The following is a 23,631-nucleotide window of genomic DNA, read 5'->3' as shown; positions in this document are numbered from 1 at the left end:
TCAGGCGACCTGCGCGGGTGAGGCCAGCCCCATCCGGCGCAGCAGATCGGCTTGGGCGGCGAGGGTCTCGGGGGCGTCGATCCGGCGCGGTGGCGGCGTTTTGGGCAGGGGGCAGGGGGCGGCCCCATGGCGGCTCACGATCCAAGCGTAATCGGCGAGCCTTAGGGCCTCAGCCGGGTCATGGGTGATCAACACGACGGTTCGCCCGCAAAGCAGCCGCGCCGCTAGATCCTGCGTTTTAAGGCGGGTTACCACATCGAGGGCAGAAAAAGGTTCGTCCAGCAGGACCACGGGGCGGTCTTCGTAAAGCGTGCGGGCGAGGGTGACGCGCTGGCGCTGACCGGCGGAAAGCTCGGCAGGTTTGCGGCGCAGCTCCGCACGAAGCCCGACCTCGGCCAAAAGTGCTGCGGCGCGGTCAGGGTCCGCCCGTTCTCCGCGCAGCCGGGCGGGGATGGTGACATTCTCAACCGCATTCGCCCAAGGCAGCAGTTGATCATCCTGCGCCATCATCGCAACACGGGGGGCGATGGGACGGTCGTCATCGGCGGCAATACGGCCCTCCAGCCGGGCCACAGTGGGCAGACCCGCAAGCAGACGCAGCAGCGAGGTTTTCCCCACACCCGAGGGGCCGAGCAAGACGTTCCATTGCCCGGCCTTGAGGGTAAGATCAAAATGGTCGATCAAGAGGCCCGCAGCGCCGTGGAGCGCGCCCGATAGATGCACCGCAGGGGCGGTCATGCTGCCGCGGGCGACAGGGCCATCTCCCAAAAGCCAACCTCAAGCGCCGTGGCCGTGTTGAAACGCTTTTGCAAGGTCTTGGCTCGGGGCAGGGTTTGCCAATCCGCACCCAGACGCCGCTCTAGCGCGCCGTCGATCAGCGCGCCGACATCGCGGCACAGTGCTTGATACTCTTCACCGCCATAAACCGCGCACCAATCGGCATAGGGGCCGTCATTGCCCCGCAGGGCCAACCCAATCTCACCATAGCCCAGAACGCAGGGTGCGAGAGCGGCCATCAGGTCAAGGAAATCCCCGGAATAGCCCGCTTCCAGAACATAGCGTGTATAGGCGAGGTTGCCGGGAGCCTCTGCCGTGGCCTCAAGCGTGGCGCGGTCGATGCCATGGCCTGCGCAGGTTTCCACATGGAGGGGCATCTCCACATGCACGAGCGCATGGACCGTGGCGCTCGCGGCGGCCATTTCATCCAGGGTTTCCGCCTTCGCCGCGGCAAGCGCCCAAGCGCGGGCGAAGTGGATCAGGAAAACATAGTCCTGCCGCAGGTAATGCAGATAACTGGCCTGCGACAGACTGCCGTTGCCCAACCGTTCGACAAAGTCATGGCGGGTATAGGCCCGCCATGTCTCTCCGGCACCATCGCGCCAATCGGCGAAGGCCTTGCCGTAATCGGGCGCCGTCATGGTTTCGCCTGCGCTGTGACGTCGACCACCAGATCGGCGGCGGGGATCACGGTTTCCACAACGCCGCTTTCCTGCATGAAGGTCTCGAACCGGTCATAGCGCCCGTGGTCCACCGCGGCGGGGCGGGTGGCGAAGCGCGGCCATGTGTCTTCCCATGCGCGGGTGTTCAACTCGTTGCGCAGCTCGGCGTCGGAGGCAAAGAAGACCTCTCCGCTGGCGGCCGGATCATTCACGATATCGGCGGTGGCCCGTTCGGTGGCACGCAGGAAGCGGGCGATCATCTCGCGGTCCATCTCTTCGGCATGGGCGACATAGATCAACTCGTCATAAGCGGGCACGCCCTCGGCTTCGGGGTAAAAGCAACGGCCCTCATGGCCTTCGATCGCCATCTGGTTCAGCTCGAAATTGCGGAACGCGCCGATCACCCCGTCGACTTGGCCCGACATTAGCGCGGGCGAGATCGACCAGCCGATATTGATTTGCTCGACCTCGGCAGGCTTTACGCCGTTGTGGCTCAGCATCGCATCCAGCAGCATCTCTTGCACCCCGGCCACGGCGAAACCCACCTTTCGGCCCTTGAGGTCCGCCATCTCCTGCACCGGCCCATCGGCGCGGACAACGAGGCAGGTGAGCGGGGTTTCGACCAGCGTGCCCACGCGGCGCAGGTCCAACCCCTCGCGCTGGGCGAGATGCAGTTCCGGCTGATAGGAGACCGCAAGATCGACCCGGCCCGCCGCCACCATGCGCGGCGGCTCATTCGGGTCGGCGGGGGAGACGAGTTCGACCTCTAGCCCCGCATCGGTGAAATAGCCCTTTTCCTGCGCCAGAATGATCGGCCCGTGATCGGGGTTCACGAACCAGTCGAGCATGACGGTCATCTTGTCTTGGGCCAAGGCAGGGGCCGCGATCAGCGTCAGGGCAAGGGGGGCGAGGATGTTTTTCACGAAGGGTCTCCAGTATATCGTTTATGCGGGAAAAGGGTCAGGCGCCGGGGAGGGCGAGCAGGGCGATCTCGCCCGGCCAGCGGGGGCGGAGGGTGTTGGCCGCGTGATGCGCGCGCAGGCCGGTGCGACAGGCGAGCACGATGCGGGGGGTCTCGGGCGGCAGTGGCAGGTCCGGCAGCGCCTCGGGCGGGACATGGCGCGCTTGGGCTGAGAAAGGCGTGGGCGCTTCGGCGCGCAGGTCGATGACCATATCGCGCGGGGCGATCTGGCTTTCGGCGATGAAACCCGCGGCGCGCTCAGGCTCGGGCGCGCTGTCGAAACGAAAGCCCGACATGCGCCATTGCGCGGCGTCCCAGATCAAGAGTTGCCCCAGCGGAGAGGGCGCGAGGCCCAACAGCGCCGAAAGCGCCATCTGCGCCTGTGCCGCGCCGATCATTCCGACCACGGGCCCCAAGACGCCCGCCGTGTCACAGGTCGCTGCGGTCTGCGGCAGGTCAGGGAAAACAGCGCGGAGCGAGGGGGCACTCCCGCAGAAACCGCCGACATAGCCCGACAGCCCAAGGGCCGAGGCTGAAACCAGCGGTTTGCCCTGCGCGCGGGTTTCGTCCGACAGGGTCAGGCTGGCGGCGAAAGTGTCGGCGCAGTCGAGCGCGATATCGCAGTCCGCCAGCAGGGCGGGCGCATTGGCGGGGGTGAGCCATTCGGCACGCGGTACAAGCGTCACCTCGGGGTTCAGCGCCGCCATCGCCTCGGCAGCGACACGGACCTTGGGCCTGCCGATATCGTCCATCCGGTAGAGCGGTTGGCGGTGCAGATTGCTCAAGGCCACCCGATCGCCGTCGGCCAATGTGATCTGCCCGACACCGGCCCCGACGAGATATTGCAGCACGGGCACCGCCAGCGCACCGGCCCCGACGACCAGCACATGCGCCGCCGTGAGCCGCGCTTGCCCCTCGGCACCGACCTGCGGCAGAACGGTCTGGCGGGCGTAGCGGCTCATGCCGTTACCTCAAGCCATTCGCGCATCCGCGCTTCGGGGTTTGCGTTCAGCGTGATATCCGTGACCGCCGCCACCGTATCGGCCCCGGCGGCAAAGGCCCCCGGCGCGCGGGCGACAGACATGCCGCCGATGGCGCAAAGCGGAATGTCCCCGATCCGCGCCTTCCATTCCGTCAAACGGTCGAGGCCCTGTTCGGTCCATTTCATCTTTTTCAGAATGGTCGGATAGACGGGGCCGAGGGCGATGTAATCAGGCGCGAGGGCCAGCGCGCGGTCAAGCTCGGCATGGTCATGGGTCGACAGGCCCAGTTTCAGCCCGGCGGCGCGGATCGCGGGGATGTCGGCACTGTCCAAATCCTCTTGCCCCAGATGCAGCCAATCGGCCCCCAGTTCAATCGCCAGTTGCCAATGGTCATTCACCACCAGCAGCGCGCCGTGCTGGCGGCAGAGGTCGAGCGCGGTGGTGATCTCGGCCCGCAGCACCTCTTCGGGCGCGTCCTTGATGCGCAGTTGCACCAGCTTCACACCCAAGGGCACGGCCCGCGCGACCCATGCGGCACTATCGAAGACGGGGTAGAAACGCGGCAAGCTCATAGCCAAGCCTTTCCGATCACGGGGGTAGATGGCACGGCCATGTCACGCTGGCCCATGGGGCCGGAGGCGGCGGCAAGCGTGCCCGCGCGACAGGCCAGCGCAAAGGCTTCGGCCATGGCGGCGGGGTCCTCTGCCTCGGCCACAGCGGTGTTCAAGAGCACCGCGTCGAACCCCATCTCCAACGCCTGTGCCGCATGGCTGGGCAGGCCGAGGCCCGCGTCGATCACCATGGCCACATCGGGAAATGCCGCCCGCAGGCTGCGCAGCCCGTGCAGGTTGTTCAGCCCCAGCCCGGAGCCGATGGGCGCGCCCCAAGGCATCAACACCCGGCAGCCTGCATCGACCAGCCGCGCGGCCAGTACCTGATCCTCGGTGGTATAGGGGAAGACCTCGAACCCATCGGCGCAAAGCGCCTCGGCAGCCTCGACCAGCCCGAAGGGGTCAGGTTGCAGGGTGTCGGCATGGCCGATGACCTCGAGCTTGATCCAATTGGTGCCGAAGTATTCCCGCGCCATCTGCGCCGTGGTGACCGCCTCGCGCGCCGAATGGCAGCCGGCGGTGTTGGGCAGCAGATGCACGCCCAAGCCGCGCACCATGTCCCAAAACGCCTGTCCCGCGCCTTGTTCGCGGCGCAGCGAAACCGTGGCGACCGGCGCGGCGCTTTGGCGAAAGGTGGCCTCCATCACCGCGGGCGAGGGGTAGCGCGCGGTGCCCAGCATCAGCGGCAGGGGCAGGGTGGTGCCGTAGAAATCGCGCATCGCTCAGCCCCCCTGCATGGCGCTGAGCACTTCGAGCCGGTCGCCGTCGCTCAGCATGGTCTCACCCCGCGCGCCTGCGGGAACGAAGCTGCCGTTGAGGGCGGTGGCGACTTTCGCCGCGCCCCAACCAAGCTCTGCCAATGCCGCGTCAAGCTGCGTGGCGGTGACCTCACGCGTCTCGCCGTTCACTTCAATCTTCACGGAATAAATCCCCCGTTGTCGCTGTTGCCAGAAAGCCCGCGGCCTGTTCGGCCAAGGCGGGCGCCATGAGAAAACCGTGCCGGAACAATCCGTTCAGATGCAGTACCGCCCCGCGCTGCACGATGCCGGGCAGGTTGTCGGCGAAAGCCGGGCGCAGGTCGGCGCCCATCTCGATGATCTCGCCCTCGGCAAAGCGCGGGTCGAGCGCATAGGCGGCTGAGAGCAGTTCCAGCGCCGAACGGGCGGTCATGCCGCTGCGGCTGGCGCTTTCGATCTGGGTCGCGCCCAGCATGTAGATCCCTTGCCCGCGCGGCACGACGTAAAGCGGGTGGCGCGGGTGCAGCAGGCGGATCGGGCGGGTGAGGGCGATCTCCGGCGCGCGCAGCAGGATCATCTCCCCGCGCACGGCACGCAGACCGGGCAGAGCGTCGCGGGCCACCATGCCGCGGCAGTCGATCACCGGGCCTGTGACCTCCGAAGGGGTGAGGGCCGTGGTCTCAACCGTCACGCCCTCGGCGGCCAGCGCATGGGTCAGGTCTTGCAGCGCTTGCCGCGGGTTCAGATGCGCTTCCTCGGCAAAGAACAGCCCGCGGCGATGGCGCCCGGCGAGGTCCGGCTCACAGGCTGCGATGGCTTCGGCGTCGCAGTCGTTGTGGCCTTCGGTGCGGGCGGCGAAACGCTGCAATTCCGCGCGGTCCCGCTCGGGGGCGAGGACCAGCGTGCCCCTATGGGTGACCTCCGTGACCTCCCCCCATAGCGCCGCAGCACGCCGCCCGTGGGTCACCACCGCAGGCTCGCTCAGCGCCCCTTCGCAAAAGGGGGCGAGCATGCCGCCCGCCCACCACGAACAGCCGTGCGGCCCGGGCGGGCCCTTGCGGTCGACGAGCCTTGGCCGCAGCCCCTGCGCCAGACAGGCCCGCGCGGCCCAAAGCCCTGCCACGCCCGCGCCGATGATGGTGACATCACTCATGGGGCCAAACGCCGTGAAAATGATGCACCGGCCCGTGGCCATGGCCGATGTTGAGGGCGTCCGCCGCGGCAATGGCGCGTTGCAGATAGCTATGGGCGGCCTCCACCGCCTCCGGCAGAGGCAGGCCCCGCGCCAGACCGGCGGCAATGGCGGCAGAGAGCGTGCAGCCGGTGCCATGGGTGTTCGCCGTCTGCTGGCGGGGCGCGGAAAGGCGCAGGGTGTCGGCCTCGGAAATCAGCAGATCGACGCAGGTCTCGCCCTTGCCATGGCCGCCCTTCATCAGCACCGCGCGGGGGCCGAGCGACAGCAGCGCGCGGCCCTGCGCGAGCATCGTGGTCTCGTCGGTGGCTTCTTCTGTGTCGAGCAGCCGTGCGGCCTCGGGCAGGTTCGGCGTCAGCACACGGGCGCGGGGCAGCATCCGGTCGCGCAGGGTTTTGACCGCTTCGGCAGAGAGCAGCGCATCGCCGGATTTCGCCACCATCACCGGGTCGAGCACAATGGGCGCGGGGCAGTCTGCCAACCCCTCGGCCACGGCGGAGATCGTTGCCGGGTCGCCCAACATGCCGATCTTGACCGCGCCGATGGCCAGATCGTCAAAGACCGCCGTCATCTGTGCGCGGATCATCGCAGGGGCGATCATGGCGACCGCGGTGACGGCGCGGGTGTTCTGGGCGGTCACGGCGGTGAGCACGCTTGCCCCATAAACGCCAAGCGCGCTAAAGGTCTTGAGATCGGCCTGAATCCCCGCTCCGCCGCCGCTGTCGGACCCCGCAATCGTCAGTGCTTGAAACGCCATTCGGCCCCCCATTCGTTAGATGGGCCAAGGGCATGGAGATACGGGGTAAACGACCGCCCGGATGGGCTGATGCTTGCTTCCGTTCCCTACGCCGGTACGACCCGGATCAGGTTCGATGGGTCGGTTTTCACCTCTCAGCCTTGCGGCACCCCAACGGATTTCCGGCAGGCTAGCGAGGGGCGTTCATAGGGTCAACAGGGGATCGGTTATTTATTGGTTTGTGTTTTATATCATTTAGTTGCGGTGTGTACCTCATGCATTGCATGAGGATTTGTTAATGAAAATCCCGCGATTTGGGGATCACTTTGGCATCGCGCGGGTGGCCGTGCATGGCCACCTGACCGGGCAGCGGATGGGTCGGGTGATCGCCCCGCGTCGTGATGCCGGGCATCGGTGCTTCCGATAGTGCTGCCAGCCGGTCGGAGCGGTTCTCAAGCCGCTCGGCCACCACGTGGATCACCCGCCCGTCGGTCTGCACGCGCCCCTCCACGACCAGAAGCCGCGACGACATGATCGTGGGGCGGTAGAGCTTGAACATGTTTGGCCAGATCACGAGGTTGGCGACGCCGAATTCGTCCTCCAGCGTGATGAAACAGACCCCCTTGGCGCTGCCGGGTTTCTGGCGCACCAGCACCAACCCCGCCAGCTTCACCCGCCGCCCGTGGCCCATGCGCGCCAGATCCCGGGCCGAGGAAAACCCCTGCGCGGCGAGGCTGGCACGGTAAAAGGACATCGGATGCGCCTTCAGCGACAGGCGCAGCGTCTGGTAGTCGGCCACGACCTGCTCCGCCTTCGGCATCACCGGCAGATGCACCTCCGGCTCCGGGCCGCGGGCCGAAGCCTCGGCATGATCGAAGATCGGCAGGGCAGGCGCGTCGCGCAGCCCTTGGGCCTGCCAGAGCGCTTGGCGCCGGTCGATCCCCATGCTGTGCATCGTGTCGGCGGCGGCGAACTGGCGGATCGCCTTGGCATCCAGCCCCGCGCGGGTCTTGAGGTCCTCGACATCCGCGTAAGGCGTCTCGCGCCGGTCCATGATCCGCGCGCCGGCCTTCTCTTGCAGCCCGTCCACCATGCGCAGCCCCAGCCGCAGGGCGAAACCGTCGCCACAAGGCTCCAGCGTGCAGTTCCAGTCCGAGAGGTTCACGTCGACGCCGCGCACCTCGACCTGATGCTCGCGCGCATCGCGCACGATCTGCGCGGGGGCGTAAAATCCCATGGGTTGTGAGTTCAGCAGCGCGCAGGCAAAGGCCGCGGGGTAGTGGCATTTCATCCAACTTGAGACATAGACCAGCTTGGCGAAGCTCGCCGCATGGCTTTCGGGAAAGCCGTATTCGCCAAAGCCCTTGATCTGGTCGAAACAGCGCTGCGCGAAGATGGGATCGTAGCCGCGCTCGGTCATGCGGCCCACCATCTTGTCCTGCAGTTTCTCGATCGTCCCGCGCGAGCGGAATGTGGCCATGGCCTTGCGCAGCTCATTGGCCTCGGCCGGAGAGAACCGCGCCGCGTCGATGGAGATCTTCATCGCCTGTTCCTGAAAGATCGGCACGCCCAAGGTTCGGCTGAGGATGCTGAAAAGCTCGTCCTGCGGATAGGCTGGGCCGGGGGCGGGGTAGACGACGCTCTCCAACCCCTGACGGCGGCGCAGGTAGGGATGGACCATGTCGCCCTGAATGGGGCCGGGGCGGACGATGGCGACCTCGATCACCAGATCGTAAAAGACGCGCGGGCGCAGTTTCGGCAGCATCGCCATCTGCGCGCGGCTTTCGACCTGAAAGACGCCAAGGCTGTCGCCCCGGCAGAGCATGTCGTAGGTGGGCCGACCGGTGGCGTCGTCCTCGTGATCCTCCACCGGCACCGTGGCCAGTTCCAGCGGGCGGTCGTAATGCGCCTCGATCAGATCAAAACATTTGGCGATACAGGTGAGCATGCCGAGGGCGAGGATATCGACCTTGAAGATCTGCAAGGCGTCGATGTCGTCCTTGTCCCATTCGATGAAACTGCGCTCGGGCATGGCGCCGTTGCCGATGGGCACGATCTCGGTCAGGGGGCGCTCGGTCAGGATGAAACCGCCGACGTGCTGGCTCAGGTGCCGCGGCATGCCGATCATCTGGCTGGCCAGTTTCAGCACCATGCGCAAGTAGGGGTCCGAGAGGTCTAGCCCCGCCTCGCGGGCGCGGGCGTCGTCCATCTCGCCCTCGAAACTGCCCCAGACGGTGCCGGCGAGCTTCGAGGTCACGTCTTCGGAAAGCCCCATCGCCTTGCCGACCTCGCGGATGGCCGAGCGCGGGCGGTAGTGGATCACCGTGGCGCAGAGCCCGGCGCGGTGGCGGCCGTATTTGCCGTACATGTACTGGATCACTTCCTCGCGCCGCTCATGCTCGAAATCGACGTCGATATCGGGCGGCTCGTCGCGTTCCTCGCTGAGGAACCGCTCGAACAGCAGGTCATGCACCGCCGGGTCGACCGAGGTGATGCCGAGGCAGAAACAGACGGCGGAATTGGCCGCCGAGCCGCGCCCCTGGCAGAGGATCGGCGGCTCGGCCTCCTCGCGGGCGAAGCGGACGATGTCATAGATGGTCAGGAAATAACGCGCGATCTTCTTGGAGGAGATCAGCGCGAATTCCTTCTCGATGGTCTTTTTCACCGCCTCGGGCACGCCTTCGGGGTAGCGCCGGGCGGCGCCTTCCCATGTGAGGCGCGCCAGTTCCTCCATCGGGGTGCGGCTCTCGGGGACGATCTCATGGGGGTATTCATAGGCCAGATCGGTGAGGCGGAAGTCGATCTTGTCCGCCAAGCGGCGCGTCTCGGCAATGGCATGGGGCCAGTCGGCGAAGAGGCGCATCATCGCCTCCGGCGATTTCAGGTGTCGCTCGGCATTGGCGGCCAGCAGGTAGCCCGCCTTGGGCACGATCACGCCCTCGCGGATCGCCACCATCACGTCTTGCAGGGGGCGGCGGTGGCGGGCATGGTAGAGCACGTCGTTGGTGGCAAGCAGCCTCAGCCCATGGGCGCGGGCCAGCGCATCGAGCCGGTTGATCCGCGCGCGGTCGTCGCCCCGGTAGAGGAAACTCGCCCCGATATGGCGCATCCCCGGCAGCGCCTTCAGCAGCCGCGGCAGGCCCGCGGCAAAGAGATCGAGGTTCTCGGGTGGCATGACGATGAGGTGCAGCCCTTCGGCGTGGCCTTGCAGCATCTCCAGCGTCAGATGGGTCTCGCCCTTTTGCTGCCATTCGCCGTCGACCGATTGCATCTTGCCCGCCGACAGAAGCGTCGAAAGCTGCGCATAGGCGGCGCGGTCCTGCGGATAGGCGAGGATCTCGGTCCCGCAGAGCAGCACCAGACGCGCGCCGATCAGGGGGCGGATATTGGCTTTCTCCGCCTCCACATGCAGCCGCACCACGCCCGCGAGCGTGTTGTGATCCGCGATGCCGAGGCTGTCGTAGCCGTGGTGATGCGCCGTCTCGACCAGATCGACGGCGTCCGAGGCGGCCCGCAGGAACGAAAAGCAGCTCGCCAGCCCAAATTCCACATATTCTGCGCGGGCGGGGGCGCTGAGCCCGTCCTCGCCCAAGGTGCGGCGCTTATGTCCCTCCTGCTGCGGCATCAGGCGAACATCCCGTGCAGGAACCAGCGCGGCTCGGCCCCGCGACCGTCGTGGATCACGCCCTCGCGGTAGAGCCAGAAGCGCTGGCCGCCCGCGACCTCGACTTTATAGTAATCGCGCAGCCGGGTGCCGGGGCGGTCGCGCCACCATTCGGGGGCGATCCGCTCAGGCCCCGCGTGGCGGGTGGTCTTGTAGGTGACGCGGCGCCAGTTGAACTGCGAGGGCGGGCCTTCGGGCACGGCGTAGATCACGCGTACCTCCTCGGGCGGGGTCAAGAGGCGCAGCGGGCGCTCGCGCAGCCGCACCGGTGCGGCGGCGGGGCTGGCCTGCAGGGCCGGGGCGCGTTCTTCCACCGCCTCGGGCTTGTGGGTCTCGCGCCACTGCGGCCAGCTCACCTTTTCCGGGCCGAGCTTGGCCACCAGACGGTCCAAGAGCCCGGCCACATCCGCCGAAGGGTCGCGCTTGCCGTCGAGGTGGTCCTGCATCAGCGGCAGCGGCTCGCTCGCCAGCGCCTCCAGCGTCATGAGGTCAAAGCCAAAGCCGCTGTCGATATTCTCGAGCTTGCCGTCGAAGAGGCGGCGCAGATGCGCGGCGTCCCGGCTGGCACGGGCGGTGGCGGTGTCGAGGCCGCGCCAATCGCCGTCGATGCGGTAGACCGTCAGCCGCAGCCGCCGCGCGCCGAGTTCCGCCCGGGCCAGTTGCGCGCAGAGGTCCTCGACCAGCGCGGGCAGATGCGGGGCGGGGTCGAGCACCGGCTCAGCCAGGCGGCTGCGGGCCATGAAGTGACGGTGGTCGGGCGGGGCGTTCAGCGGATCGGCGGCCTTGCCGAGCGCTTTGTCGAGTAGGATCAGCGGGTTGCGCTCGGGCTTCAGGTTGGCGAAGCGGCGCATCAGCGCGGCGCGGTGCAGATCGCTCAGCGCGCCGATGGTCTTGAGGCCAAGCCGTTCCAGCAGCCGCGTGGTCTGGGCGTCGAGCCGCAGGGCGGCGACGGGCAGGGGGGCGAGGGCGGTGCCCACATCTTCGGCGGTGCAGATATGCGCGCCGGAGCCGAAACGCGCCAGCGCCTGCGCGGCACCGGGGGTGGGGGCCATGGCGCAGCGCGCGGTCAGCCCCTGCAGCGCGAAACGGCTGCGGATGTCGCGCAGCATCGCCGCCTCGCCGCCAAACAGATGCGTGCAGCCGGTCACGTCGAGCAGCAGACCGTGGTCCTGATCCCGCGCCGTCCAAGGGCACCAGCGCCGCGCCCAATGCACCAGCCGCTTGATCAGGGTGATATCGCCTTCCAGATCGGCGGGCTCGACATGCAGGTCGGGGTGGATCGCCTGCACGTCGACCACCCGCGCGCCCACCTCGATGCCGCGGGCGCGGGCGGCGGTGCTCAGCCCATGGACCACCGGCCCGTGCGTCCCGTCGCGCGACAGGACCACCGGCACCTCATCCCCCGGAACGTTGCGGTATTGGCTGATCACCCGGCGCCAACGCTCCATCGTCAGATCGGGGAACCAGACGGAGACGATCCGCGGCGCGGGGGCTGTGGCGTTTGTCGGGCTCATGGTCGGCCACCCAGCGGCCGGGCGCATGGCCGCGCGCGCGAAACAGGTCGAGGTCCCAGCGGGCCGCGCCCGGGGCCTGCGGGTCGTCGGGATGCGCCTGCGCGGGCAGGGAGGCAATGCGCCAACGCATCCGCGCCGCGCTCAGGCCCCCGGGGTCGCCGCTGCGGATGAGGTAGAGCGGCACGCCCGAGGCCTCGGCCCGGAGCGACAGCCGCTTGGTGGCGGTGAAATCCAGAACCTCCGGCCCGCCATGCACCTCGCCCACCACGGCGGAAAGACCGGCGCAGGCGGCGCCTTCCTCCATCGTCCAAAGCACGTCGCGCGGATGGCTGGCGGTGACCAGCAGCACCGGCTGCTCCAACCCGAAAGCCGCAAGGCTCGGCGTATAGGGCGCGCCGTTCTCGCGCCGCGACAGGAAGTCTTGCACCCAGAGCACCGGCCCCTTGCCGCGTGGCAGCAGCGACAGGACGAAGCCACTGGCCGAAGCACTGGCGAAGGCCTGCGGAAAGACATCCGTCAGCGGCGCATGCGTGGCCAGAACCCCCGGTTCGGGCGGTGTCGACGGCCGGCGTCGCGGCAGGGTAAGGACCTGCCCATATGTAGAATCGGTTGTCATGCACGACTCCATATGTTCACACTTTGTTCTATTCATAAACGACGAACTGCGGCCTTGTCAAAATTTTGAGCGGCCGCCGCGAAGCCCTTGCCGGGGCGTGGAAAAGCCGCATCTACTGGGCGAAGGGCGGCGATAGGAGGCGAAAATGTGCAATCTTTATTCCCTCACCAAGGGGCAGGACGCGATCCGCGGCTGGTTCGACGGGATCGAGGACAATGCAGGCAATCTGCCGCCCATGCCCGGCATCTACCCCGATTATCCCGCCCCAGTAGTGCGCCATGGCGATAGCGGCCCGGTGCTGGAGATGATGCGGTGGGGCATGCCGTCCCCGGCCTTTGCGCTCAAGGGCAAGAAGACCGACCGCGGCGTCACCAACATCCGCAACATCGCCTCACCGCATTGGCGGCGCTGGCTGGTGCGGGAGCATCGCTGCGTGGTGCCCTTCACCGCCTTTTCCGAGCCGCTGAACCGCCCCGGGGAGCGTTCGCGCCCGGTCTGGTTCGCGCTTGACGAGGACCGCCCGCTGGCCTTCTTCGCCGGGGTCTGGACGCAGTGGACCTCCGTGCGAAAACTGAAGGACGGTGAGACCACCGATAACCTCTATGGCTTCCTGACGACCGAGCCCAATGCCGAGGTCGGTGCCGTGCACCCCAAGGCGATGCCGGTGATCCTGACCACGCCCGATGAGGTGCAGACGTGGCTGAGTGCCGAGACCACCGACCTTGCGGCGTTGCAACGCCCGCTGCCCGACGGGGCCCTGCAGGTGATCGACCCCGATGATTAAGCCGCCTCCGCCATCATCCGTGCTGCCATCGCGAGGTCCGAGCGGAACTGCGCCTCGGCCTCCTCGCGCAATGCGGGGTCGGGGACGCGCAAGAGGTAGGAGGGGTGCAGGGTGATCAGCACCGGAATGCCCTCCGGCCCCGCCTCGATCGTGCCGCGGCGTTTCAGGATGCCCGCGCCCTTGCCGGTGAGGCTCTGCGCCGCCGTAGCGCCCATGGCGAGGATGAGCTTCGGCTGCACCTGCGCCACCTCGGCGTTCATCCACCAGCGGCACTGGTCGATCTCCGGCGTCTCGGGGCGCTGGTGAATGCGGCGTTTGCCGCGGGCGGTGAACTTGAAGTGTTTGACCGCATTGGTGACGAAGGCGGCGTCTCGGTCCAGCCCCGCTTCCCCGGCAATGCGGTCGAACATCTGCCCCGCCGGCCCGACGAAGGGGCGACCCGCGAGGTCTTCCTGATCGCCGGGCTGTTCGCCCACGACCATGAGATCGGCATCTCGTGGCCCTTCACCCGGCACGGCCTGCGTGGCGTGGCAATGCAGCGGGCAGCGGGTGCAGGCGCGGATCGCTGCGGGCAGCTCCTCCATCGGGCCATCCCAAGCGGAATCAAAAGCCGAAAGCTGCGCCTGCACCCGGTCCATCCGCGCGGGCGGCAGGGTGGGGGCGGCCTCGGCCATGGCCCGGGCGCGAGCTGGGGCCTCGGCGATCATCTGGGGGATGAAGGCGGCCTCGGGCATGTTCTTCCAGTATTTCTTGGGCATCTCCGACTGCATGGCCTTCACCATCAGGCGAGCGGGATTGAAGATGTTCTGGAAGTAGGTGATCCACAACTGCTCGCCCGCGTCCTCGGGCAGGTCGGGCTTGGCGTGGCCTTCCTGAAAACTGAGCTTGCCGCCCTCGAAGATGGCCGAGACATCGGGCGTCAGGATGCGCCAGTCCATGTCGGAAAACCGCCGCACGAAGAAATCTGCCGTCGGCTCCACCGTGTGATGCGTGGGCTCGAACCAGGCCGCGAAACTGCGGCGCGGGGCGTTTGGATCACCGATCTCGCGGAAGCGGACGAAGGCCTTCATCTTGTGCTGGCAGCGGCGGACGTTCTTCTCCATCCCGCGCAGCACGGCGAGGTCGGCATCGCCCCGGTCGGACATCAGATGCGGCGCGTCCTTCACGCGCCAGAGGAAGGAATAAAGCCGCGCGAAACGCTCCGGGTCGCTGTGCCAGACCGCCGTTTCGGCCATCGATACGAAGCTGCGCGGCACCGCGACGCGGCCCGAGGCGGCCGGTGCGGCTTCCTCGCCAAACAGGTCGGGGGTGGCGGCATGATCGCCCCAGAGGATCTGCTCGGGCGGCACGCTCGCGGCCAGAAAGCCACGCGCCGCCTCGCGCCATGCCTTGGCGGTGCCGATGGGGGGAAGGGAGACGCGGTGCATCAGAACAGGGTCAATTGCTCGGGCGGCGGCGCGAAACGCGCGCGCAGGTCGGCACTGTCGGTGAGGCCGCCGGGGGTCCAGCCCCCCGCGGTGACAAAGGCGCGGGCCTTTTTCATCGAGGCGCCCATGCGGGTCAGGTCTTCGTAGCGCAACGCGCGATGGCGACGCGCGGCGAGGATGCGGGTGACGGTCTTCACCCCGAACCCCGGAACCCGCAGCAGCATCTCGCGGCTGGCGCGGTTGACGTCGAGCGGGAAATGCTCGCGGTGCACCAGCGCCCAGGCGAGCTTGGGGTCGACCTCCAGATCAAGGTTGCCGTCGCGGGTGACGGAGGTGATCTCGTCCAGTTGAAAGTCGTAGAACCGCAGCAGCCAGTCGGCCTGATAGAGCCGATGCTCGCGCTGCAGGGGCGGGCGGATCAGCGGCAGTTTCGACGAACTGTCGGGAATGGGCGAGAAGGCGGAGTAATAGACCCGCTTCAACTTGTAGCTGGAATAAAGCCGCGTCGATTGCCCCAGCACCGTGGCATCGTTGGACCCATCCGCGCCGATGATCATCTGCGTCGACTGGCCCGCGGGGGCGAAGCGCGGCGGGCGCTTGCCGGAGAAGGACTTCTCCTTGCTCGCCTCCTTGGTCATCCGCACGTTGGCCATGGCGCGGCGGATCTGCTCGGGCTTTTTCTCGGGCGCATATTGCTGCACCGCCGTGTCGGTGGGCAGTTCCACGTTGATCGACAGACGGTCCGCCAGACGGCCCGCTTCCTCGATCAACTCAGGGGAGGCGTCGGGGATCGTCTTGAGGTGGATGTAGCCGCGAAAATTCTCCTCGTGGCGCAGCTTGCGGGCGATCTGCACCATGTCCGACATCGTGGCATCGGGCGAGCGGATCACACCCGAGGACAGGAACAGCCCCTCGATATAGTTGCGGCGGTAGAACTCGATGGTGAGTTTCACCACCTCATCCACGCTGAAGCGCGCGCGTTCCACGTTCGAGGAGACGCGGTTGATGCAATAGCTGCAATCGTAGATGCAAAAATTGGTCATCAGGATCTTGAGCAGGCTGATGCAGCGCCCATCCGGGGCGTAGGCATGGCAGATGCCGCTGCCTTCGTTGGAGCCCAGCCCCTTGCCATCGCGCGAGTCGCGCTTGGTGGAGCCCGAGGAGGCGCAGGAGGCGTCGTATTTTGCCGCGTCGCTGAGAATCGCCAGTTTCTGTTCGAGGGTCTGTTTGGTCATGCGTTCTATATATGTTCTCAAGGGGGCGGCGTCATTAATCTATCTTAATGCCGCGACAATTTGCGCGGGGGGCTGCTGAGGGGGGTGGCCCCGTGGCGCCGAGATTAAATTGACGTAGGGAAATCTAGTCGCTACCAATTACATGCAGATACATATTATGCATTTGCATGCGAGGGCACCGAGGCAAAGATCGCGGGCTTTTGATCACAACTGGGAGACGACCATGAAAACAACAACCACGCTTAGCGCGGCGGTCTTTGCCGTCAGCACATTTGCCACCGGCAGCATCGCTCAGGCCGAAGAAGTGACCCTGCGCGCCGTTTCGGCCTTTACCCTTGGCACCGCCTTTAGCCGCGAGTTCGAGTCCTTTGTCGAGTGGATCAACGAGAACGGCAAAGGGGTCGTGCAGATCAATCTGGTCGGCGGTCCTGAGGCCGTGCCGCCTTTTGAACTGGGCAATGCGGTGCAGTCCGGCGTCGTCGACATCGCAAATAACACTACGGCCTATTACCCCAACCTGCTGCCCACCGGCGACGCACTGCATTTGGCCGAGAACACCATTCAGGACCAGCGCGCCAATGGCTGCTATGAACTGGTCGACCGTATCCATCAAGAGCAGATGAACGTGAAATACCTCGCCCATGCGGGCGACGGGATCGGCTATCACCTTTATCTCACCAAACCGGTCGAGGGGCCGGATCTGAGCGGTCTGACCATCCGCACCACGCCGGTTTACCAAGCGATGTTTACGCAGCTTGGTGCCAACCTCGTGCGGACCGCGCCGGGGGAGGTCTACAGCGCGCTGGAGCGTGGTGCGATTGACGGCTACGGCTGGCCCTCGCAGGGGGTGCTGGACCTTGGTTGGGACGAGCAGACGAAGTACCGTGTCGACCCGAGCTTTTACAACGTCGATGTTAACGTTCTGGTGAACCTTGACACTTGGAACGGGCTAACGGAGGCGCAGCGCGCGAAGTTGGCGGAAGGTGCCGCTTGGATGGAAAAGCTGAACAACGACAACGCGGATCGGAACGCCTCGGAATATGCGGCGCAGGCCGAGGCGGGTATCGAGACGATCACCTTCGGCGAGGCCGATGCCGAGACTTGGATCGCTGCCGCCCGCGATGCCGGTTGGGCCGCGGTGGAAGAGGTCGATGCCGATCTTGCGCAGCAGATGCGCGCCTGCATGACCAAGTGATCCTCCAATGATCTCTCGAATGTTTGACCGGACACTCCGGGGGCTGGCCGTCTTTTCGGCTGGTATCCTCGGAGTGATCGCGGTGTTCATCGCTCTCAATGTTGTGCTGCGCAATCTTGGCCTGCCGGTGGTCTATGGCGCGCTGGATGCGATCCAATACGCGCTGATGATCGCCACCTTCCTTGGCGCGCCTTGGGTGCTGTCGATCGGTGGCCATGTGAAGGTGGATCTGATCACCAGCAATCTTGCGCCACGCACGGGCCATGTGCTCACCCGTCTTACCAGCGCCATCGGCGCTGTCACGGCGGGGGTGCTGGGGTGGTACGGATTGCAAGCAGTGCTGGCGTCGGCCGCGCGGGGGTCGATGATCCGGACGTCATTCGTCATCCCGGAATGGTGGATGCTGGCCTTTGTGCCGCTGTCATTGGCGCTTTGCACGATTATCTTTATCCGCCGCCTTTTCTATCCGGAAACGGCCGAGCGTAGTCTGAGTGGTCTTTGAGATGGATTGGGCTTTGATCCTGACGCTCATGCTGGGCAGCCTCGCGGTGCTTTTGCTGATCGGCTTGCCGGTCGCCTTTGCCTTTATCGCCGTGACCACCGTGGGCGCATACTTCGTGCTGGGTGGCGAGCGCGGCATTCTGCAACTGGCGCGCAACTCGGCGCAGTCGGTGGCGAATTTCCAGCTTGCCCCGATACCCCTGTTCATCCTGATGGGAGAGATACTCTTTCAGACCGGGGTGGCGCACCGCGCCATCGACGCCATTGAGCGGGTGGTGACGCGCATCCCGGGCCGCATGTCAGTGGTGACGATCTTTGGCGGCACGATCTTTGCTGCACTCTCAGGCTCGACCATCGCCAATACCGCGATGCTGGGCGGCACGCTGCTGCCGGGGATGCTGAAACGGGGCTACCACCCGTCGATGGCCATGGGGCCGATCATGGCTTCGGGGGCGATTGCGATGCTGATCCCACCGTCGGCGTTGGCGGTTCTGGTGGGCTCGCTCGCTGGTATTTCCATCGCGGGGCTGCTGATCGCGGGGGTACTTCCGGCCTTGCTGCTGGCGGTGCTTTTCGTGGCCTATGTGGTGGGGCGCAGTGTACTGGACCCAAAGGTCGCGCCGCCCGATGTTTACGAGGATATGTCGCTGCGCGAACGGTGGACGCCTTTCGCGATCTACGTCTTGCCGCTGACGGTACTTTTCGCGGTGGTAATCGGCTCTTTGCTCGCAGGGATCGCCACACCCACGGAGAGCGCTGCGCTGGGCAGTATCACGGCGGTGATCATCGGGGCAGCCTATCGGGCCTTGAGTTGGGAGAAGATGGGCCGTGCCCTGATGGAGACGTTGAAACTGTCGGTGATGATCCTGTTCATCATTGCGGCCAGCCAGACCTTTGCGCAGGTGCTGAGCTTTTCGGGCGCGACCAACGGGCTGATCAATGCAATCAACGCGGTCGATCCGACGCCGCTGATGGTGCTCTTGGGGATGATCGCGATCCTGCTGTTTCTGGGGTGTTTCATCGATCAAGTGTCGATGTTGATGGTGACGGTCCCGGTATTCGTGCCCTTGGCGGGCGCGATGGAGATCAACGAGCTGACCCTCGGCGTGGTTTACCTGCTGACCATGGAGATCGGTCTCCTGACACCGCCGTTCGGGCTGCTTCTCTTCGTCATGCGGGGCGTGGCGCCCGAAGAGATCCGGATGCCGCAAATCTATGCCTCGGTGATGCCCTTTTTGTTAATCAAGCTCTTCGTGCTGGCGCTGGTTGTTTGGCTGCCGGGCATCGGTACTTGGTTGCCGGGCTTGATGGGCCGCTAATCCGCAGGGCGACGCGCCCGAGCGTCGCCCTACAAGCTATTGCCTCGGTTCAACATTTCCCCTCACCGCAGCCCTCCACCTGCTTGCATTACCCTGCGTAATACGATTGTAATTCCGCGAGGAGGCAATCGGCTTCCCCAAGAACAACACGTGAGGAGCACCGTGATGGCAAACCCCCTTTATGACACTCTGTTTGGCCGTCACGCTGGCAAGACGACCGCCTTTTTGCACCTTGAGGGCGGGGTGACGCTGACCCATGCGGGCTTTCTGAGCCGGGCGGGCCGCTTTGCCAATGTGCTGAGCGGGCTGGGGGTGAAGCCGGGTGACCGGCTGGCGGTGCAGATCGACAAATCCGCGGATGCTCTGGCGCTCTATGCCGCTTGCGTGCAGGCGGGGGTGATCTTTCTGCCGCTGAACCCGGCCTATACGGCGGATGAGGTGCGCTATTTCGTGACCGATAGCGGGGCGGCGGCGTTTGTCTGCCAGCCTGCGCGGCGCAATGAGATGGCGCCGCTGGCCAAGGATACGGGTTGCCAGCTTGAGACGCTGGGCACCGAAAACGATGGCAGCTTTGCGGACCGTGCGGCCTCGGCCCCCGATCAGTTCGAGACCGTCGCGCGTGGGGGCGATGATCTGGCGGCCTTCCTCTATACCTCCGGCACGACGGGGCGCTCAAAGGGGGCGATGCTGACGCAGGCGAACCTTTTGTCCAACGCGCAGACGCTGGCCGATCTATGGCGCTTCACCAATGCGGATGTGCTGCTCCATGCGCTGCCGATCTTCCATACCCACGGGCTGTTCGTGGCGACCAATGTGACGCTGGTGGCGGGGGGCGCGATGATCTTTATGCCCAAGCTCGACATCGACCGATTGATCGACCGGATGCCCCATGCCACCGCGATGATGGGGGTGCCCACCTTCTACACCCGGTTGTTGGACGACGCGCGTTTTACCAGCGAGACGGCGGCGAATATGCGGCTGTTCATCTCGGGCTCCGCCCCGCTTTTGGCGGAAACCCATGTGGATTTCGAGACCCGGACCGGCCACCGTATCCTTGAGCGTTACGGCATGACCGAGACCAATATGAACACTAGTAACCCCTATGAGGGCGAGCGCCGCGCGGGCACCGTGGGCCTGCCGCTGCCGGATGTGGAGTTGAAGATCACCGACCCCGAAACCGGCGCGACCCTGCCGGATGGCGAGATCGGCAGCATCGAAGTGCGCGGTCCCAACGTCTTCAAAGGCTATTGGCAAATGCCCGAGAAGACTGCCGCCGAATTGCGCGAAGACGGGTTTTTCATCACCGGCGATTTGGGGCGGCGTGATGCGGATGGCTATGTCACCATCGTGGGCCGCGACAAGGATCTGATCATCTCGGGCGGCTATAACATCTACCCCAAAGAGGTCGAACTGCTGCTCGACGACCAACCGGGCGTGTTGGAAAGCGCGGTGATCGGCGTGCCGCACCCCGATTTCGGCGAAAGCGTCGTGGCGGTGCTGGTGGCGCGCCGGGGGGTGGATCTGGACGTGGAGCAAATCGCTGAGGGCGTGGCCGGATCGTTGGCCAAGTTCAAACAGCCCCAGAAGTTGATCGTGCTGCCGGAACTGCCGCGCAATACGATGGGCAAGGTGCAAAAGAATGTGCTGCGCGAAAGCTACCGGGACCTCTTCCAGCCGGGGTGACGCGGCCCGAGGGGGACTGTCGGACGGGCAAAGGCACGGGCATCTCCCTCCCACGGGGTAGGGCGGGGGCGTAACCTGCGACAATCTGGCGTTTAATGCCCGGTTTCGCTTGATGTGCCGGGAAAATTTCTACAGAACGTGGTGACCTTTCAGTCCGCTAGATCAGGAGTTCGCGTGTCCCTCTTCCTTATCGTTGCCTTGCCTTTCCTTGGTGCTTTGCTACCCGGACTGATGAATTCCGCAGGGCGCCAAGCCTGCGCCGGGGTCACCTTCATGGTTACCCTCGTGGCCTTTGTCGGCCTGCTGACCCATCTGCCCGCCGTATTGGCCGGAGAGGTGCTGACCGCGCGGGTTGACTGGATCCCGCAGCTTGGTCTGAACCTGACCTTGATGCTCGACAGTCTTGGCTTTTTCTTTGCCTGTCTGATCCTTGGCATCGGTCTGCTTATCATCGCCTATGCGCGCTCTTATCTGTCGCGCGACGATCATATGGGTGAGTTTTTCACCTACCTCTTGCTGTTCCAAGGCGCGATGGTGGGCATCGTTCTAAGCGATAACGTGTTGATCCTGCTGGTCTTTTGGGAGCTGACCTCGCTGTCGTCCTTCCTGTTGATCGGCTATTGGAAGCATCTGCCCGAAGGCCGCCAAGGCGCGCGGATGGCGCTGACCGTGACGGGCATGGGCGGGCTTGCGATGATCGGTGGCATGTTGCTGCTGGGGCAGATCGTCGGCAGCTATGACCTGAGCGTGATCTTGGAGAACCGCGAGGCGATCCAAGCCTCGCCGCTCTATCTGCCTGCGCTGATCCTGATCCTGCTGGGCTGTTTCACCAAATCGGCGCAGTTCCCCTTCCACTTCTGGCTGCCCCATGCCATGGCCGCGCCCACGCCGGTCTCGGCCTATCTGCACTCCGCCACGATGGTGAAGGCGGGGATCTTCCTGATGGCGCGGATGTGGCCGGTGCTTTCGGGCACGCCGGAGTGGTTCGTCATCGTCACTACGGCGGGGCTGATCACCATGGTGCTGGGCGCGGTGATCGCGCTGTTCAAACATGACCTGAAGGCGCTTTTGGCCTTCTCGACCGTCAGCCACCTTGGCCTGATCACCATGCTCTTGGGCACTGGCACGGCCTTTGGCGCGCTGGCGGCGGTGTTTCACATCCTGAACCACGCGACCTTCAAGGCGGCACTCTTCATGTCGGCGGGGATCGTGGATCACGCGGTACATACGCGCGACATCCGCCGTTTGGGCGGGTTGCGCCATCTGATGCCGGTGACCTTCGTCATCGCCACGCTGGCGTCGCTTTCGATGGCGGGGATCCCGCTGTTCAATGGCTTCCTGTCGAAAGAGATGATGCTGGGAGAGACGCTGCACACCACGCTCTTCGATCTGCCGTGGCTGGTGCCCGCGCTGGCGACCTTTGGCGCGCTCTTCTCCGCGGCCTATAGTTTCCGGCTGATCGGCCATACTTTCCTTGGCAAAGAGCGCGACGACTATCCCGACCATCCGCATGATCCCAAGCCCGGCCTGTGGCTGCCGCCGGCGCTGTTGATCATCCCCGTGGTGGTGATCGGCCTCGCGCCGTTTCTGGCCGAGCCTTTCGTCAAGCTGGTGACCGCCTCTGTCCTCGGCGACGCGGCCGAGATGCCTTCTGCGCATTTCAAAATCTGGCACGGGCTGGGTCCGGCGCTTTATATGTCGATCATCGCGGTCGTGGGCGGGCTGATCCTGCTGGCGCTCTTCACCCCCTTGCTGCGCATCTGGGATGCCGCACCCCGGCCCGAGGCCAAGCGTATCTTTGACCGGATCATCGCGGCCTCTGTCGGCCTGTCGCAGGCGGTATCGCTGCGGCTGCACAACGGGGCTTTCTCACGCTATGCTGCCGTGATGGCGGTGACTGTGGTGGGCGTGGGCTATTACGCTTGGGCCACCGGCACGGTGGGCGCGGCGAGCCGCGCGCTTCAGCCGACCAATGCCGTGCAGATCGCGGGCTGGCTGATGCTGGTCGCGGCGGCCTGCGGCCTTGTCTTCCTGCACCGCAACCGCCTGTTGTCGCTGATCCTGATCGGCATCGTCGGGTTGATCGTCTCGGCTGGTTTCGTCTTCTTCAGCGCGCCTGACTTGGCGATGACCCAGCTGACGGTCGAGGTGGTGACGATCATCCTGCTCCTCTTGGCGCTGAACTTTCTGCCCAACCGCACACCAATCGAAAGCAGCGTGCTGCGTCGGACGCGGGACGTTGTCGTCTCCCTCGCGGCGGGGGCGGCGACCATGGCGCTGTCCTATCACTACCTGCTGCGCGACACCGTGGCGCCGAGCATTTCCGAATTCCACCTCGCCAACTCCTACAAGGGTGGCGGCGGCACCAATGTGGTGAACGTGATCCTCGTCGATTTCCGGGGTTTCGACACCTATGGTGAGATCATCGTGCTGGGGATCGCGGCCCTGCTGATCTACGCGCTGACCGAGACGCTGCTCTCGGGCCCGGTGCGGGCGCGTTTGCTGAACCGCAAGCCCGACCAGCCGCGCGCGGGCGACCGGCACCCGATGATGATGGTGGTGATGACCCGCGTGATCATGCCGGTGGTGCTGATGGTGGGTTTCTACATCTTCCTGCGCGGTCATAACGAGCCGGGCGGCGGTTTCATCGCCGGTTTGATCGTCTCTATCGCCGTGGTGATGCAATATATGGCCAGCGGCTTTGCCTGGGCCTCGGCGCGGCTGCGCTATCCTTATCATGGGATCATCGGCACCGGCGTTTTGATCGCGGGGCTGACGGGGATCGGATCGTGGCTCTTTGCCAAACCGTTCCTGACATCGGATTTCACCTATGTGCGCATCCCGCCCTTCGACAAGTTCGAACTGGCGACGGCGGCGCTGTTTGATCTGGGCGTGTTCCTTGCCGTGGTGGGGGCGGTGATGCTGTCGCTTGAAAGCTTCTCGCGGCTGGCGCGCCGGGCGCATGTGCCCGAAGCCGATCACCCGATGGACATCGACCCATCGCGCGAAGACAACACCAAGGCGGAGGCATAAA

The 23,631-nt window shown here is 65.6% G+C and carries 20 protein-coding genes and 1 riboswitch; of the genes, 6 read left to right on the top strand and 14 right to left on the bottom strand.

Annotated elements, in window-relative coordinates; translation table 11 throughout:
• From ACGYLQ_RS07470 to ACGYLQ_RS07415, 12 genes are all read right to left on the bottom strand, one after another.
• Complete coding sequence (locus ACGYLQ_RS07470; RefSeq protein ID WP_394441683.1) at positions 1 to 738, bottom strand: ABC transporter ATP-binding protein; 738 nt, start codon at positions 736 to 738, stop codon at positions 1 to 3.
• On the bottom strand, positions 735 to 1,418 hold the full coding sequence (locus tag ACGYLQ_RS07465; protein ID WP_394441654.1) for a TenA family protein: 684 nt from the start codon (positions 1,416 to 1,418) through the stop codon (positions 735 to 737). Before ACGYLQ_RS07465 ends, ACGYLQ_RS07470 begins: the two co-directional genes overlap by 4 nt.
• Positions 1,415 to 2,362, bottom strand: a complete 948-nt coding sequence (locus ACGYLQ_RS07460) for an ABC transporter substrate-binding protein (RefSeq protein ID WP_394441651.1) — start codon at positions 2,360 to 2,362, stop codon at positions 1,415 to 1,417. The genes ACGYLQ_RS07465 and ACGYLQ_RS07460 overlap by 4 nt, the downstream gene beginning before the upstream one ends.
• Positions 2,363 to 2,399: 37 nt before the next feature.
• The gene (locus tag ACGYLQ_RS07455; protein ID WP_394441648.1) at positions 2,400 to 3,362 is read right to left on the bottom strand and encodes a ThiF family adenylyltransferase; all 963 of its coding nucleotides are present in this window, start codon (positions 3,360 to 3,362) and stop codon (positions 2,400 to 2,402) included.
• Positions 3,359 to 3,955: a thiamine phosphate synthase gene (locus tag ACGYLQ_RS07450; protein WP_394441645.1), complete on the bottom strand. Its 597-nt coding sequence runs from the start codon at positions 3,953 to 3,955 to the stop codon at positions 3,359 to 3,361. Before ACGYLQ_RS07450 ends, ACGYLQ_RS07455 begins: the two co-directional genes overlap by 4 nt.
• Positions 3,952 to 4,713 (bottom strand): thiazole synthase, encoded by a 762-nt coding sequence (locus tag ACGYLQ_RS07445; protein ID WP_394441643.1) that lies wholly within the window; start codon positions 4,711 to 4,713, stop codon positions 3,952 to 3,954. The genes ACGYLQ_RS07450 and ACGYLQ_RS07445 overlap by 4 nt, the downstream gene beginning before the upstream one ends.
• A gap of 3 nt (positions 4,714 to 4,716) precedes the next feature.
• Positions 4,717 to 4,914: a sulfur carrier protein ThiS gene (gene thiS / locus ACGYLQ_RS07440; RefSeq protein WP_394441640.1), complete on the bottom strand. Its 198-nt coding sequence runs from the start codon at positions 4,912 to 4,914 to the stop codon at positions 4,717 to 4,719.
• Complete coding sequence (locus ACGYLQ_RS07435; RefSeq protein WP_394441637.1) at positions 4,904 to 5,884, bottom strand: FAD-dependent oxidoreductase; 981 nt, start codon at positions 5,882 to 5,884, stop codon at positions 4,904 to 4,906. The genes thiS and ACGYLQ_RS07435 overlap by 11 nt, the downstream gene beginning before the upstream one ends.
• Positions 5,877 to 6,680, bottom strand: coding sequence for a bifunctional hydroxymethylpyrimidine kinase/phosphomethylpyrimidine kinase (thiD, locus tag ACGYLQ_RS07430; protein WP_394441634.1), 804 nt, complete (start codon positions 6,678 to 6,680; stop codon positions 5,877 to 5,879). Before thiD ends, ACGYLQ_RS07435 begins: the two co-directional genes overlap by 8 nt.
• Positions 6,681 to 6,746: 66 nt before the next feature.
• Positions 6,747 to 6,843: riboswitch (TPP riboswitch) on the bottom strand.
• A gap of 111 nt (positions 6,844 to 6,954) precedes the next feature.
• On the bottom strand, positions 6,955 to 10,284 hold the full coding sequence (locus tag ACGYLQ_RS07425; RefSeq protein ID WP_394441631.1) for an error-prone DNA polymerase: 3,330 nt from the start codon (positions 10,282 to 10,284) through the stop codon (positions 6,955 to 6,957).
• Positions 10,284 to 11,771 (bottom strand): Y-family DNA polymerase, encoded by a 1,488-nt coding sequence (locus ACGYLQ_RS07420; RefSeq protein ID WP_394441680.1) that lies wholly within the window; start codon positions 11,769 to 11,771, stop codon positions 10,284 to 10,286. The genes ACGYLQ_RS07425 and ACGYLQ_RS07420 overlap by 1 nt, the downstream gene beginning before the upstream one ends.
• Positions 11,719 to 12,453, bottom strand: a complete 735-nt coding sequence (locus tag ACGYLQ_RS07415) for an ImuA family protein (RefSeq protein WP_394441628.1) — start codon at positions 12,451 to 12,453, stop codon at positions 11,719 to 11,721. Before ACGYLQ_RS07415 ends, ACGYLQ_RS07420 begins: the two co-directional genes overlap by 53 nt.
• Positions 12,454 to 12,598: 145 nt before the next feature.
• On the opposite strand from ACGYLQ_RS07415, the gene ACGYLQ_RS07410 reads away from it, so the two are divergent.
• The gene (locus ACGYLQ_RS07410) at positions 12,599 to 13,237 is read left to right on the top strand and encodes an SOS response-associated peptidase (RefSeq protein ID WP_394441625.1); all 639 of its coding nucleotides are present in this window, start codon (positions 12,599 to 12,601) and stop codon (positions 13,235 to 13,237) included.
• Here the strand turns inward: ACGYLQ_RS07410 and ACGYLQ_RS07405 are convergent.
• A complete protein-coding gene (locus ACGYLQ_RS07405; RefSeq protein WP_394441622.1) occupies positions 13,234 to 14,664 on the bottom strand; it encodes a UdgX family uracil-DNA binding protein in 1,431 nt (476 codons plus the stop codon). The two genes, ACGYLQ_RS07410 and ACGYLQ_RS07405, sit on opposite strands and share 4 nt — an antisense overlap.
• Entirely contained in the window at positions 14,664 to 15,899 is a 1,236-nt protein-coding gene (locus tag ACGYLQ_RS07400) for a putative DNA modification/repair radical SAM protein (RefSeq protein ID WP_394441619.1), read from the bottom strand. Before ACGYLQ_RS07400 ends, ACGYLQ_RS07405 begins: the two co-directional genes overlap by 1 nt.
• A 223-nt stretch (positions 15,900 to 16,122) precedes the next feature.
• On the opposite strand from ACGYLQ_RS07400, the gene dctP reads away from it, so the two are divergent.
• The 5 genes from dctP to ACGYLQ_RS07375 all read left to right on the top strand — a co-directional run bounded on the left by dctP (position 16,123) and on the right by ACGYLQ_RS07375 (position 23,630).
• Entirely contained in the window at positions 16,123 to 17,094 is a 972-nt protein-coding gene (gene dctP, locus ACGYLQ_RS07395; protein ID WP_394441617.1) for a TRAP transporter substrate-binding protein DctP, read from the top strand.
• Between the two features lie 19 nt (positions 17,095 to 17,113).
• Positions 17,114 to 17,596 (top strand): TRAP transporter small permease, encoded by a 483-nt coding sequence (locus ACGYLQ_RS07390; RefSeq protein ID WP_394441615.1) that lies wholly within the window; start codon positions 17,114 to 17,116, stop codon positions 17,594 to 17,596.
• 1 nt (position 17,597) lies between these two features.
• On the top strand, positions 17,598 to 18,914 hold the full coding sequence (locus tag ACGYLQ_RS07385) for a TRAP transporter large permease (RefSeq protein ID WP_209218702.1): 1,317 nt from the start codon (positions 17,598 to 17,600) through the stop codon (positions 18,912 to 18,914).
• 165 nt (positions 18,915 to 19,079) lie between these two features.
• Positions 19,080 to 20,597 (top strand): malonyl-CoA synthase, encoded by a 1,518-nt coding sequence (locus ACGYLQ_RS07380; RefSeq protein WP_394441612.1) that lies wholly within the window; start codon positions 19,080 to 19,082, stop codon positions 20,595 to 20,597.
• 174 nt (positions 20,598 to 20,771) lie between these two features.
• A complete protein-coding gene (locus tag ACGYLQ_RS07375) occupies positions 20,772 to 23,630 on the top strand; it encodes a monovalent cation/H+ antiporter subunit A (RefSeq protein WP_394441609.1) in 2,859 nt (952 codons plus the stop codon).
• The last annotated feature ends 1 nt before the right edge of the window (position 23,631 follow it).

This window comes from Sulfitobacter sp. 1A12779, assembly GCF_043557315.1.
GTDB lineage: Bacteria > Pseudomonadota > Alphaproteobacteria > Rhodobacterales > Rhodobacteraceae > Sulfitobacter > Sulfitobacter faviae.
The sequence above is the reverse complement of the archived record's forward strand: the minus strand, read 5'-3'. Positions and strand labels throughout refer to the sequence as shown.

What these genes read in the sequence shown, in the direction of transcription:
- ACGYLQ_RS07470 (WP_394441683.1), bottom strand. Translation starts at nt 738, where the DNA reads ATGACCGCCCCTGCGGTGCATCTATCGGGCGCGCTCCACGGCGCTGCG.
- ACGYLQ_RS07465 (WP_394441654.1), bottom strand. Translation starts at nt 1,418, where the DNA reads ATGACGGCGCCCGATTACGGCAAGGCCTTCGCCGATTGGCGCGATGGT.
- ACGYLQ_RS07455 (WP_394441648.1), bottom strand. Translation starts at nt 3,362, where the DNA reads ATGAGCCGCTACGCCCGCCAGACCGTTCTGCCGCAGGTCGGTGCCGAG.
- ACGYLQ_RS07450 (WP_394441645.1), bottom strand. Translation starts at nt 3,955, where the DNA reads ATGAGCTTGCCGCGTTTCTACCCCGTCTTCGATAGTGCCGCATGGGTC.
- ACGYLQ_RS07445 (WP_394441643.1), bottom strand. Translation starts at nt 4,713, where the DNA reads ATGCGCGATTTCTACGGCACCACCCTGCCCCTGCCGCTGATGCTGGGC.
- ACGYLQ_RS07435 (WP_394441637.1), bottom strand. Translation starts at nt 5,884, where the DNA reads ATGAGTGATGTCACCATCATCGGCGCGGGCGTGGCAGGGCTTTGGGCC.
- thiD (WP_394441634.1), bottom strand. Translation starts at nt 6,680, where the DNA reads ATGGCGTTTCAAGCACTGACGATTGCGGGGTCCGACAGCGGCGGCGGA.
- ACGYLQ_RS07425 (WP_394441631.1), bottom strand. Translation starts at nt 10,284, where the DNA reads ATGCCGCAGCAGGAGGGACATAAGCGCCGCACCTTGGGCGAGGACGGG.
- ACGYLQ_RS07420 (WP_394441680.1), bottom strand. Translation starts at nt 11,771, where the DNA reads ATGGAGCGTTGGCGCCGGGTGATCAGCCAATACCGCAACGTTCCGGGG.
- ACGYLQ_RS07415 (WP_394441628.1), bottom strand. Translation starts at nt 12,453, where the DNA reads ATGACAACCGATTCTACATATGGGCAGGTCCTTACCCTGCCGCGACGC.
- ACGYLQ_RS07410 (WP_394441625.1), top strand. Translation starts at nt 12,599, where the DNA reads ATGTGCAATCTTTATTCCCTCACCAAGGGGCAGGACGCGATCCGCGGC.
- ACGYLQ_RS07405 (WP_394441622.1), bottom strand. Translation starts at nt 14,664, where the DNA reads ATGCACCGCGTCTCCCTTCCCCCCATCGGCACCGCCAAGGCATGGCGC.
- ACGYLQ_RS07400 (WP_394441619.1), bottom strand. Translation starts at nt 15,899, where the DNA reads ATGACCAAACAGACCCTCGAACAGAAACTGGCGATTCTCAGCGACGCG.
- dctP (WP_394441617.1), top strand. Translation starts at nt 16,123, where the DNA reads ATGAAAACAACAACCACGCTTAGCGCGGCGGTCTTTGCCGTCAGCACA.
- ACGYLQ_RS07390 (WP_394441615.1), top strand. Translation starts at nt 17,114, where the DNA reads ATGTTTGACCGGACACTCCGGGGGCTGGCCGTCTTTTCGGCTGGTATC.
- ACGYLQ_RS07385 (WP_209218702.1), top strand. Translation starts at nt 17,598, where the DNA reads ATGGATTGGGCTTTGATCCTGACGCTCATGCTGGGCAGCCTCGCGGTG.
- ACGYLQ_RS07380 (WP_394441612.1), top strand. Translation starts at nt 19,080, where the DNA reads ATGGCAAACCCCCTTTATGACACTCTGTTTGGCCGTCACGCTGGCAAG.